7 protein-coding genes (1 of these 7 only partly in view) are annotated in these 12,674 nt (G+C 66.6%); 3 read left to right on the top strand and 4 right to left on the bottom strand.

Going from position 1 to position 12,674, the window contains the following annotated elements:
• The 3 genes from ACI6S0_RS05135 to ACI6S0_RS05125 all read left to right on the top strand — a co-directional run.
• On the top strand, positions 1–810 hold the end of the coding sequence (locus tag ACI6S0_RS05135; protein WP_434405198.1) for a TonB-dependent receptor plug domain-containing protein. The gene continues 1,728 nt to the left of window position 1, outside the view; only the last 810 of its 2,538 coding nucleotides appear in the window; its start codon lies beyond the left edge, outside the window; the stop codon is at positions 808–810.
• Between the two features lie 82 nt (positions 811–892).
• Positions 893–1,402 (top strand): RNA polymerase sigma factor, encoded by a 510-nt coding sequence (locus tag ACI6S0_RS05130; RefSeq protein ID WP_434405904.1) that lies wholly within the window; start codon positions 893–895, stop codon positions 1,400–1,402.
• A 15-nt stretch (positions 1,403–1,417) separates the two neighbouring features.
• Positions 1,418–2,485, top strand: coding sequence for a FecR family protein (locus ACI6S0_RS05125; protein ID WP_434405197.1), 1,068 nt, complete (start codon positions 1,418–1,420; stop codon positions 2,483–2,485).
• 41 nt (positions 2,486–2,526) lie between these two features.
• Here the strand turns inward: ACI6S0_RS05125 and ACI6S0_RS05120 are convergent, their stop codons facing one another.
• The 4 genes from ACI6S0_RS05120 to ACI6S0_RS05105 all read right to left on the bottom strand — a co-directional run bounded on the left by ACI6S0_RS05120 (position 2,527) and on the right by ACI6S0_RS05105 (position 12,670).
• Positions 2,527–5,271, bottom strand: a complete 2,745-nt coding sequence (locus ACI6S0_RS05120) for a M14 family zinc carboxypeptidase (RefSeq protein WP_434405196.1) — start codon at positions 5,269–5,271, stop codon at positions 2,527–2,529.
• Between the two features lie 88 nt (positions 5,272–5,359).
• Complete coding sequence (locus ACI6S0_RS05115) at positions 5,360–7,156, bottom strand: CIA30 family protein (protein WP_048939383.1); 1,797 nt, start codon at positions 7,154–7,156, stop codon at positions 5,360–5,362.
• Positions 7,157–7,181: 25 nt separating this feature from the next.
• A complete protein-coding gene (locus ACI6S0_RS05110; RefSeq protein ID WP_434405195.1) occupies positions 7,182–9,650 on the bottom strand; it encodes a zinc-dependent metalloprotease in 2,469 nt (822 codons plus the stop codon).
• A 62-nt stretch (positions 9,651–9,712) separates the two neighbouring features.
• Positions 9,713–12,670, bottom strand: coding sequence for a TonB-dependent receptor domain-containing protein (locus ACI6S0_RS05105; protein ID WP_434405194.1), 2,958 nt, complete (start codon positions 12,668–12,670; stop codon positions 9,713–9,715).
• Between the last annotated feature and the right edge of the window lie 4 nt (positions 12,671–12,674).

Genomic DNA, 12,674 nt, shown 5'->3' with positions numbered 1-12,674 from the left:
GACTCCTGGCCGCGCACCGTCAGCCGCTCGGGCGGGCTCAGCACCCGCGTCCATATCGACCTGCCGATCGCGCCGGGCGCCAGCTGGCATACCCAGCTGACGCGCAGCATCCGGCCGGGCGGGGTCAACACCGCCTCGGTGCTGCTGCCCGATCGCCGCACCTATGATGGCGACAGCCTGTGGGGCGCCGAACTGGGCTTCAACCTGCATCTGGGACGCGACAGCGAGATGACGCTGACCGCCTATATGAACGACTGGCGCGACATGCAGTATCGGGCGCTGTCGGAAAATCGCTCGCACGCCTATCTGGTCAATGTCGGCAATGCGATGATCCTGGGCACCGAGTTCGAACTGGTCGCCCGCCCGCTGCCGGGCCTGACCGCCCGGCTGGAAGCCAGCCTGATCCGCGCCGACCTGACCCGCGTGTCCGACGCCGCGCCGCTGGTCGGCGGCGCCGACAAGGGCGACAGCATCCCCTTCGTGCCGCATCGCCGGTTGCAGGCCAGCCTGGCGCGCAACTGGTCGGTTGGCGGCCATGGCCAACTGACGGTCGAGGGCGACTGGCAATATCAGTCCGGCTCCTGGTCCACCTTCACCCGCGACGATCCCGATTTCGTCGAGACGTCGGGCTTCTCGCTGTTCGGTGCGGGGGTCAGCTGGCGCCGGGAACGGACCAGCCTGTCGCTGCGGGCGCGCAATATTTTCAATCGCGTCGCGAATTTGCGCGCGGTGACTAACGGATATGGGGTCGGTCAAACGTTCAGTTCAGGACCGCGATCGATCCTGCTGAGCTGGGACCGGCATTGGTGATGCGGGTCGCCGGGGCGGCCCGCAAGGGGTTTGAAAGCGCGGACAAGGGGTTTCGGGGTTGAACCGTCTATCAGGATCGTCGTTGCCGCAACCGGGCGGGGTGGAAAACAGGGCGACCGACTATTCCGCCTATATCCCGGCGCTGCGCCGCTATTTCGCCCGCCGCGTCACCAGCGCCCATATCGTCGACGATCTGGTGCAGGACGTGATGCTGCGCATGCATGTGCGCCAGTCGCCCGACGGCATCGACAATCTGGAAGGCTATATCTTCCGCACCGCATCCAGCGTATTGCGCGATCAGGCGCGGCGCGATCAGGTCCGTCATGCCAAGGGGCATGATGAACTGACGGAAAAGGATCATCCTGCTGAGGAACGGACCGCCGACCGCGTCTTACAGGCAAGGGAAGAGATCGCCCAGGTCGTCCGCGCGCTGGAAGAGCTGCCGGAACGGACCCGCGACATCTTCCTGATGCGGCGCTACGAAGGGCTGGCCTATGGCGATATTGCGGAAAGGCTGGGCATTTCGGTGAGCGCGATCGAGAAACATGTCGCCAAGGCCGTCGCGCGTATCGCCCGGCGCATGGCACGATAGGATAGCGGTCACTTCATGACCCAGGACGGGGACGACCCCTTCGACATCGCCGCCGCCCATTGGGCGCGGTTGCAGTCCGGCACGGCGACATTCGCCGAGCGGGCGGCGATCGCCGCCTGGTGCGACGCGGCCCCGGCGCATCGCGCGGCCATGGACGCTGTCGAGCGCGGCTGGGATGTCGCCGGCGCCGCGGAGCAGGATGATGCGATCGTGGCGATGCTCGCCCAGATGCAGACGCGCCAGAGCGAAGCCGCTGCGCCATCCACCAGCCGCCGCCTGTGGCGCGCGGCCTTGTTGGCGGCCTCGCTGACCGCGCTGCTGGCGGTGCCGGCGACGCTCTGGTTCACCAGCCGGCCTGCCGACCATCCCGTGCCGCCTGCCCTGTCCGGCGAACAGGTGGCACGGGCGACGGGCACGCGCCTGTTCAGCCCGGCCGGCCGCCGCCGCAATATCCAGCTGCCCGATGGATCGCGCGTGATCCTGGACGCCGACAGTGCGATCCGCTTTGCCTTCTCCACCGACAAGCGGGCGGTCGCGCTGGAATCGGGCCGCGCCTATTTCGCCGTCCAAAAGGACAAGAGCCGCCCCTTCAGCGTATCGGCCGGCAAGCTCACGGCCACGGCGGTCGGCACCGCCTTCGACGTGTCGCGCCTTTCGGGCCGGGAACAGGTGACAACGACCGAAGGGCTGGTGCGCGTCGTCACCGCTGCCCGGACGCGCGATGGCAGCCGCGCGACCCTGCTGCCTGCCGGCATGCGCCTGACCCAGAAGGATCAGAGCATTTCGGTCGACCCGGTCGACGTGACCCGCGAAAGCGCCTGGCGCGACGGCCGCATCGTCTTCACCGGCCGCTGCCTGTCCGAGGTCGCGGCGGAAATGAACCGCTATGGCTCGGGCCGGCTGGAGGTGAAGGAGGATGCCGCGCATATCGCCATCAGCGGCGTATTCGACATCGACAATGCCGATGGCCTGGCCGAAGCGCTGGAGCAGCAGGGGCTGGTGCATGTAGCGCGCAGCGCCGACCGGATCGTCCTGACCCGCGGCGATCAGATCATCCCCGGCGACTGCGCCGTCCGGGGCTGATCCGGAAGAGCGGGGCGTCCGATGACGCCCCGCTCCTTTCCTTATTTCCGATCGGCCGCGCCATAGAGCAGCGCGTTGAACAGGAATTTGAACGTGCCATAGGATTGGGCGCGCTGAGCCACTTCCGGCCCCATCACCAGCAGCTTGCCCTTGCCGACATCGACATCGGCGACGGCGATCGTGCCGGCCAGCTTTTCCTGTCCCACGGCCCAGCCGCTGCGCAGCAGGTCGCGCCCCTCGAACCAGGACACCTGGCCATAAGGAGTGGCATTCGCCGTCACGAAGGTCTGCGAGCGGTTGAAGAACATGTCCACCTGATCGGGCAGGCCATAGGCCAGCGGCTGGCGGTTATCGACGCGCGCACGCAGGATCGATCCGGGGATGAAGAAGCTCTTGGTGTCGAGCGGCTTCATCGCCCCCTCCACCTCGCGGGACAATGCAGGCTTGAGCGGCGTGCCGAGCAGGTCGATGAAGCGGGCCGAATTGCCGATCGCCACCACTGCGCCGCCGTTGCGGGCGAAGTCCGCGACCGCCGGCACCGTCTTGGCGTCGGTCAGATCGCCCAGCATCGGCACGAACTCGGCCGGCGTGTCCTTGACGTCCGGCTGCTTGCCGGCGCGGGCCGTTCCCCAGGCGCCGCTCGGCGGCAGCGCGCCGTCGGCGAACAACAGCACATCATAATCCTTCGCCAGATTGCCCGCATCCAGACGCTTGGCATAGACCGGCGCGAACGGGAATTCGAACTTCTCCAGCAGGAAGCGGGTCCAGCCGGTCGGGATATTGCCGCCATAGCGATCGACCAGGCCGATGCGCAGGGGTTTGAGCGCAATGCGATCACCCTGCGGCGCGGCGTCGAGCGCATGGGCGGTCAGGCCCAGCTGCGTCACCGCGTCGCCGAGGATCTTCTGCGCGCCGGCCGATGCCGGGATCCAGATCGCGCCGGCCTGCATCGCCTCGCCATCGGCGCTCACCGCCTGCTTCAGCCAGGCCGGACGCACGCCCGCCTTCAACAGGCGGTTGGTCAGGATGAAGCTGTTGTTGCTTTCATGGCCGACGATCCAGCCGGCCTTGCCCTGCCCCACGATCCGGCCGGGCGGCGGCGCCAGCAGATCGGGGACCGGAGTGAAATGCTGGTCCAGCCCGTCGAGCAGCCGGTCGAAGCCGATCCCCATCTGATAGGCCAAAGTATAGCCGGTAATGTCATAGGGCGCCTTGGGCGGGCCGCCGGGGAAATCCGTGTCGTGCGGATGGTCCTGCGGCTCGAACATGTCGATCACATGCGGGCGATAGGCCTGATCGGTGCGCACGATATAGGAGCCGGCGGCATAGCTTTTCCCGCCCGCCTGGAACGGCGCGTCGGCGCGCTCCACCTCGACGCCATTCTTGATGAGCGCGTTGAGGAACGCGATCGCGGTCGGCATGTCGCGCTGGTCGGCGGGAATGATGTAAGCGCGCGGATCGCGCTCGGCCGGGGCCTGCAGCATCGTCTTGTAGAGGCCGGGATCGACCTTCTTGGGGCCGCGCCCTTCGTCCAGCGCCTTGGCGTTGGCCAGCCGGTCGACCTTGGACGGGGTGATGGTCCAGCTGTCCTTGCTGCCCTTCTCGATGCTGTTGGCGCCCATCTTCCAGATGTTGAACAGCAACCGCTCGCGATTGCGCGAGGCATAGTCGATGACGGCGCGGTCGAGCGTCCACTGATAGTCGAGCGAATCCTGCAAATGCCAGTCGCGCGGGCCGATCGGCATCATCTCGTCGCCGCGCGGCAACTGGGTCGATGGCACCAGCGGGATCTTCGCCGGGGTCGGCCCGCCGATGATCTCGGTCAGCAGGCCGATGCTGTTGTGGAAATAGGCGACCGATCGTTCCATGCCATTGTGCCAGGTCGAATAGGGCGCCGCGCTGCGCGTGCCCGACCCCGCCTTGCCTTCGGAAATCAGGCGCGAATGCATGGCGAAGCCGACTTCGTTGAGTTGCGCCATGACGATCGGGTCATAGTTGAAATTGAACGGATCGCGGAACGGCGGCACGAACACCACCATGCCCTCCGGCCCGGTCTGATGCTGGTTATAGACGATCTGCGGATACCATTGGCGGAACAGCACCCGATTGACATTCTCGGTCTCGGGCATCGCCGCCATGAAGCTGTCGCGGTTATTATCGTGGCCGATATATTTCTGGTAGAGGCGCGGCAGCGTCGCCATCTCGCGCTTCTTGGGATCGGCCGAGCGCATATACCAGTTGGCGACCAGTTCCATGCCGTCGGGATTGTCATGCGCGAACAGGATGATGCAGTCGTCCAGCATGCGCATCGTTTCCGGGTCCGACTGGGTCAGCATCCGGTAAAGCACCTGGATCTGCCCCTGCGACGTCACCGTCTCGGTCGCGTGCATGCCTGCGTCGATCCAGACCACCGCCTTGCCCTGCGCCGCCAGCTTGCGCGCTTCCGTCTCGTCCACGCCATGGGCGCGGGCCAGCTTTTCGGCAATGGCGCGATACGCGTCCAGCTTGGCGAGGTTCGCGGGCGAGGAGACGATCGCCATCCACTGGCTGCGCCCTTCCGCGCTCTTGCCGATGTCGACCAGCTTCATCCGGTCGCTCTGGGTCGCCAGCTTCTGGAGATAGGCCTCATATTCGCTGTAGTTGGCGAGATAATAGTCGGTCCCCGGCGGCTGCTTGAAGAAGCGCTCGGGCGGGGTCGGCGTGCTGGATTGGGCGCCAGTCTGGGCCGCGGCAGGAACCGCCTGCAACAGCAGCGCGCCCGACAGGAAAAGCCAATGGGGTTTCATGCAATCTCTCCAGATATCTGGTCGTCGTGGGGCATAAACAGAAGGGGCGCGATGCTTCATCGCGCCCCTTCAAGCAGGCCGTCAGCCCTTAGTAGAAGCGGACATTGTCGATCTGCAACCACATGCGCTTGCCGGGACCGCGCGATCCGCCGAACTCGACCTGGGTGATGCCGTCGCCGGTGAAGGCCGGGCCGACCTTGCCGCGCCGCTCGACCGGCTTGAACTGGCTGAACGGCACCTCGACCGCCGCCCAGCCCGCGCCGCCCTGCACCTGTGCTTCCCAGACGCCGTCCAGGCCGTTCAGGCGAACGGTATAGGTGCCGTCGCCCTTCAGCTCGAAGCGCAGGCCCTTGTAGCCGCTGATCTTCGCCGGGGTGATCGACCCGCGGCTGAGCGGAATGGCAAAGCCCGCATAGGCCGCTTCCTTGACCGCCATGCGCGCCGACAGCGACAGCGCCTTGCCGCCCTCGTCACGCGGCACCGTCTGGGTGATCTCGACCGACCGGTCGATGCCGCCATCGGGCGTGTCGACGCGCAACGTGTCGATCGACGAGCGGCGATCGTCGCGCTCGAAATCGTCGATCAGCGCCGGCACGCTGATCGAGGGCAGACGGTCGGTCTTGTTGGCGGCGGGCAGCGCCGGGGCGCCGGCGCCATAGGCCAGCTTGCCGTCGATCAGCACCTGCGAGACCTTGTAGACATCCTTGATGTTGGTCCAGGGGGTGCCGTCGATCAGCACGATGTCGGCGCGCTTGCCGACCGCGATGGTGCCGCGATCGGCATCGATGCGCATGATCTTCGCGCTGGTCTGGGTGCCGGCGACCAGCGCCTGGCTCGGCGTCAGGCCGGCCTGCACCAGCAATTCCATCTCGTGCAGGGTCGACGGACCATGCGGCGTGCCCGGCATGCCCGCATCGGTGCCCAGCGCGATCGGCACGCCGGCATCGAACAGCGCCTTCACATTGCCCAGCGCAAAGCCAAACTTGCGGAAGGTCTGCTTCAGGCGCGGATCGTCCGCCTTCACGTCGCCGCGCTTATAGGGATCATAGACCGCCAGCGTCGGCGCCATCGCCATGCCGCTCTGCTTGATCGCGGCGACTTCCTCGGCGGTGATCGGCCGGTCCTGCAGGCCATGGGCCAGCGAATCCACGCCCGCCCGCGCCGCGACCAGGCCGCGATCGACGGTGACGGTGTGGGTCAGCACCGGCCAGTTCTGGACATGCGCCGCCTCGACCGTGGCCTTCAGCGTCCATTCGTCCATGCTGGTATTGTCGGGCGACACGCCATAGCGCCAGCCGTCGGAGAATATCTTCACCAGATCGGGCTGATAGGGCACCAGGCTCTCGATCGCGGCCTTGCCGGCGCCGGGCGTGTTGACCCAGATGGTGGTCGCCTGATCGGCCCAGTCGGCGCCATGGCCGCCGGGCGTGCTGATCCGCGCGGCGAAGCGGACATGGGGCGCGTTCATCTGGCCCAGCCAGGCGCGCAGCGGCGCGAACGCCTCGGGCGCTTCGTTGAAATCATTCACCGTGGTCACGCCAGCCGCGACATAGGCATTGGCGATCTGCGGGAAGGTGCTGGGGCTGCCGCCGGCGGTCCAGTGGGTATGGACGTCGAAGAAGCCGGGCAGCAGCGCCTTGCCCTTGGCGTTGATGACCCTGGCGCCGCGCGGCACCTTCACATCGGCGCCGACGGCGGTGATGCGGCCATCCTGGATCAGCACGGTGCCGGGCGCGGGCGCCGCGCCGGTGCCGTCGAAAATGGTCGCGCCGACGATGGCGACCGTGCCGCCATCGGCCGGGGCCGAGACGGAGGCGGCGGAATGCAGCGCGATCGGCAGGGCGATGGCCGAGGCCAGCAGAGCAGTGACAACAGATTTACGCATGGTACTTCCCCCTCAAAGGCAATGATTATTCTTCGGTCGCCGGCACCGCCGGCATGCAGAACCAGCATTCGGCATCGCTGCCGATCGGCGCACCCGGCGGGATCGGCGGCGGCGGCGCGATCGGCTCGGCCAGCTTGGCGCGCTCCTCGGGCGAGGCCGTCAGCATGGTGGCGAGATAGCGATTATGCGCGGCGTCGGCGGGAGCGCCGCGCTTGCCGAGGCGCCCGGCCAGGCTTTCCATATGCGCCCGCACGATCGCGATCGCGGTCGACGACAATTGCTTGTCATCGGCCAGGCTGATGAGGCGCAGGACATAGCGGGCACGGACCTGCCGCGCGATTTCCGCCTGCCGGCCCGTTGCCCCGGCGGCCATCACCCGATCGTCGATCGCGCCCAGATATTCGTCGAGCGACAGCTGGCCGGCATCGGCGGCATGCTGCGCCACCAACCGGTTGAGCCGCTCGGGCGCCAGCATCGCGATGAAGCTGCCGTCGGCCGCCACTTCGGCCGCGCGCCCCCAGTCGAAGGCGGCGGCGGTGCGGCCGGGCAGCAGTTCGATGTCGGTCTGGCGGTCGCTCATGCCCGACTGGATCGATGACAGCAAAGGTGACAGGCGATCGGGCAGATCGAGCGCGGCGGGGTCGAGCGTCGCGAGCAGGGCGCGCAGCGCCGCCCGCTGCTGCGCGGCGTCGACCGGCAGCGCCTGCTCATGGCCATCGCCCTTCACCGCATAGCTGTAATCCACCCCGCCGATCAGCTTCGACGCGGCCGTTACCTGATAGCGGTGGAACAGGTAGATCGGCACGATCATCCGGCGCAGGTCGGCGGCGGCCGCCCCGGCCGGCAGATTGTCGAGGCCGAAGCGGTCGAGCGCGATCCGGCGCACATCCATGATATGGGTGAGCTGCGCGGCGGCATCCGTGCCGTCATCCCACATATTGCCCCAGGGCTGGGCATCGCCATCGCCGCGTGTGTCACCATCGGCGACAAAGCGATAGCCCTTGGCCTGGACCGCGCGGGTCATGGCGTCGAGCGCCCCCTTCTCGTCGGTGCCGGCCGGGAACTGGCGATAGAGCCAGTCGATCGCGAACCTGTCCCAGGCGCCGACGCCGGTGGCATAGGCGTCGGAAAAGTCGAGCGCACCGTCCCGCACGGCGATGCGCGGCGCGGGATAGTCCATCACCGACGCCCGGTTCTCGAAGGTCGAACCGGCGAAATTATGGGACAGGCCCAGCGCATGGCCGACCTCATGCACGGCGAGCTGGCGCAGCCGCGCCTTGACCAGCATGATCGGGTCGTCGCTGGCGCCGGTGCCCTCCTTCGCCGCGCCGGCCAGCCCCTCGAAGATCAGCTTGTCCTGCCAGGCGCGCAGCGATCCCAGCTGCACCACGCCGCGCACGATTTCGCCGCTGCGCGGATCGACGATGGTGGTGCCGGTCGACCAGCCGCGCGTCTCGCGATGGACCCAGGCGATGACATTGTAGCGCGCGTCCATCGGATTGGCGCCGACCGGCAGTTCCTCGACCCGGAAGGCGTCGACGAAGCCGGCGGCGTCGAACGCCTGCGCCCACCATTGGGCGCCTTCCTTCAGCGCATCGCGGATCGCCTGCGGCGCGGCGCGGTCGACATAGAAGATGATCGGCTTCTTGACCGCCGAACGCGCGGCATTGGGATCGGTCTTTTCCAGCCGGAACCGGCGGACCAGCCGGGTGACGATCGGCTCGTCCAGCGCGGCGGCATAGTTATTGCGGATGACCTGGACCGACGTGCCGGTGCGCGGGTCATGGGCGCGGGTGTGGAAATTGGCGTCGGGCAGGCGGATGAAGCTGTGATGCACCCGCACCGTCAGCCCGCGCGCATCGGGCAACACCCGCTCGATGCTGCGCCCCGGCTCGTCGCTGGTGAAGGTCAGCGCCGCCTCGAACTCGACATTGTCCGGGAAGGCCAGGCTCTGTGCCGGATCGACATAGGACAGTGCCGGCGCAATCTTGAAAGTGCCGGCCTTGGTCGCCTTCAGCCGCCCGGCGACGTCAAAGGCATCGCGCATCAGCAGGCCGGACAGGTCGAGCGTGATGCCCTTGTCATCTTCGCTGACAATATCGCCCGACCAGATCGGCGAATTGGAGAAGGAGCGCGCGACCGCCTGTTCCTCGCCGGCGTCGCCATTGAGCGCGCGGAAACGGTAATTCTCGAACTCGGCCAGCACCTTGTTGCCGACCTTGCGGAACAGCAGCACCTGCGTCTCGCCGAGCCGCGCGCGATCCAGGCCGATCTCGGCAGCGCCCAGGCCGCCGGCGATCGAGGGGGTGTAGAGATAGCGGGCGATGACGCCATTGGCGCCCGCCCTGGGCAGGACGATCTTCTGCCCGCCCGCCAGCGTGAACAGGCTGGCCGGGGCCGGACTTGCCGCCGGCGCGGGCTGGGCCAGCGCGGTGCCGGCCGGCACGCTCAGGATCATCAGGGCGACAAGCGGCAGCGCGCGCAGCGATTTCATCAATAACATGTCCCGAAAGCAAAAAATGGGCACCGGCGCGATGGCCGGTGCCCCAGGAGGCATCAGAATTTGTGGCTGACGTTCAAGTACCAATAGCGACGCAGCGGCGAATAAAGCTGGCCCTGATAGCCACTGGACGACAGCGGCGGTGCCTTGTCGAACAGGTTGCGCACGCCGATGCGCATGCTGGTGCCGCTCAGCGATCCCTCGGTGAAGCGATACTGGCCATAGAGGTTCGCCGTGGTGGTCGCCTTGACCGTCCAGTAATCGCCGTCCGCATCGATCAGGCCGGTGTCATAGACCTTGCCGGTATATTGGGCGAAGGCGCCGACCGTCACATTATTGAGCGACCAGGTGAGCGAGGCCGAACCGCGCCACTTGGGCTTGCGATCGAGCTGCAGCAGGCTGCGGCCGCCCGAGATGTTGACGGCGGCGTCGATGTCGCCCGCGTCCTGCGCCGCCAGCAGTTCGGCGATGCCCGGCGAGGGTTCCTGATAATATTTCAGGAAGTGCGACGCATTGACCGCGAAGTTGAAGCTGCCGACGCTGGTTTCAGGCGTGCGATAGGTCAGGTTGAAGTCCAGGCCCTTCACCGTCTGCGGCTGCAAATTGGTATATTGGTCGAGGACGTAGAGCACCTCGCCCGCCGGGGTCAGGCCGGTGCCGGCAAAGGCTTCGATATCCGAAGCGGTCGCCGCGGCGCGGATCACGTTCGGATTGCTCGATCCCTGCTTGCGCAGCAGATAGTCGAGGATCAGCGCATTGCCTTCGCCGAAGATGCCGACCAGGCCGGTCTGGCGCACCCGCCACCAGTCGGTGGTGAAGGTCAGATGGCCCATGCCGTCGGGCAGCGGCGGCTCCAGCACGACGCCGAAGGACAGGGTCTTTGCCCGTTCAGGATCGAGATCCGGGTTACCCGAACGCCGGGCCGAGGTGGTCTGCGCCCGCGAACATTGCGAGAAGTCGGTGATACGGCCGGCGCGGACATCCGCCTCGCACATGATATAGTCGGTGCGACTGTTCGCGCGCGTCACGACCGTCGCGTTGGTCTGCTCCAGGTTCGGGGCACGGAACGACTTGGCCCAGGAACCACGGAAGCGGATGCCGCGCACCACTTCCCAGGCGCCGGCGATCTTGGGCACGGCGACATCGCCGAAATCGCTATAATGTTCGTAGCGGCCGGCCAGCTGGAGATCCAGGCTGCGCACCAGCGGAATGTCCATTTCCGGCGAAACCAGCGGCACGGCAAATTCCGCATAGGCGCCGAACACTTCGCGATGGCCGCTGGTGTCGTTGTTGAGCGCCGAGTTGACGAAGTCGCCCGAGACCGCGCCGGTCAGCGGATCGGTATAGGTGATGGTGCCGTCGATGCGCGGATCGCGATCGTCGAGCTGAGTCTCGCGCCGTGCCTCGATACCGGCGGCAAAGCCGACATTGCCACCCGGCAGGGTGAACAGGTCGCTCTTGGAAATGCGGAAGTCATAGGTCGCCAGGGTCGACTTGGTATAGCGGACCAGCTCCTCGCGCATCGCATCGATGGTCGACTGGCTGTTCACCGACGTGCCGAAGATGTTGTAGGCGTCCGGGGTCGAGAGCGACAGATATTCCTGCAGCTTTGTGCGGCTGATATTGTCGCTGACGTCGCGGGCCCAGGCTTCGGAATAGCTGACCGCGCTTTCCCAGTTGAAGCCGTTGAACTCGCCGCGCAGGCCGGCCAGCAGGCGATATTGCTGGTTGGTCACGGTGATGTTCATCGGACCGAAGTCATCGAACAGATAATTGTTGATGGTGAGCGGCAGGCCTTCGGCCGGCGCGTTGGTGCCGGCCAGGCGGTTGGGATTGACGGTGCCGTTGGCGAACACGGCCTGGCCCAGCGGGTTCCAGTAGTTACTTGCCGGCACATAGATCGGGATCGAGCTGAGCGTCGCGACCGGGCTCTGCTGCGCCTTGGTCTTGCTGCGATAGAAGCCGGCTTCGGCGAAGAAGGTGACATCGTCGCTGATGTCATAATGGCCGGTCATGAACAGGTTCAGGCGGTTGAGGCGCGGCATGATCGACGTGCCCTGCGCCAGCGAGTCATAACGCAGGTCGCGGTCTGCGCCCGCCGTTGCCATCGCACCATTCTGGATGCAGCGATCATTGCCGATTGCCGCGACGCAGCCGGTGCTGCTGGTCGGCTGCAGGTGGAACTGGCCCGATGCATTGGTCAGGGACGTGCCGTTGATGGTCACCGGCACATTGCCATATGTGCGCAGGTTGGCGAAGGGCGTGGTGGTCGACCGGCCGTCAAGCGAGGTCGAGCCTTCGAACGCGGCGCCTTCGAACAGGCCACGGCGGTCGGAGGATTCGGTATAATATTGCTCGGTCGAATCCAGGCCGGTGCCATGGTCATAGCTGCCGAACAGCGTGATATTGCCGCGATTTTCGGCGAAGTTGGTGCCGATCACGCCATTGCCGTTGAACTCGCGCAGGCCGGTGCCTTCCGCGCCGCCATATTGCAGCGACAGTTCCGCGCCCTGATAATCGGTCTTGAGCACGGTGTTGACCACGCCCGCCACCGCGTCCGCGCCGTAAATGGCGGCCGCGCCGTCGCGCAGCACTTCCAGCCGCTCCAGCCCGTTCACCGGGATGGCATTGGTGTTGTAGCTCAGCACCGGCACCAGCTGGTCGTTGGCCTGGCTGGTCGGGTGGGCAACGACACGGCGGCCGTTCAGCAGCACCAGCGTGTTGCCGATGCCCAGGCTGCGCAGGTCGAGCGAACCGACGTCGCCGCGCGCGCCGTTGGAGCTGCCGGGCAGATATTGGCTGTTGAACTGGACGTCGCCAAATTGCGGGATCGAACGGAACAGTTCGTCGCCCGATACGGCGGCTGCGCTCTTGATCTCGTCGGTCGATACCACCGTGACCGGCAGCGCCTCGTTGATCTTGGCGCCCTTGATCTGCGAGCCGACCACGACGATGCCGTCCGCCGCATCCGCCGCCGGGGCGCCGTCCTGCGCCAATGCGCTGCCTGCGGTCATGGCC

The sequence above is a fragment of the Sphingobium sp. DN12 genome, assembly GCF_051058005.1.
Lineage (GTDB): Bacteria > Pseudomonadota > Alphaproteobacteria > Sphingomonadales > Sphingomonadaceae > Sphingobium > Sphingobium yanoikuyae.
This window is presented reverse-complemented; position numbering and strand designations above follow the sequence as displayed.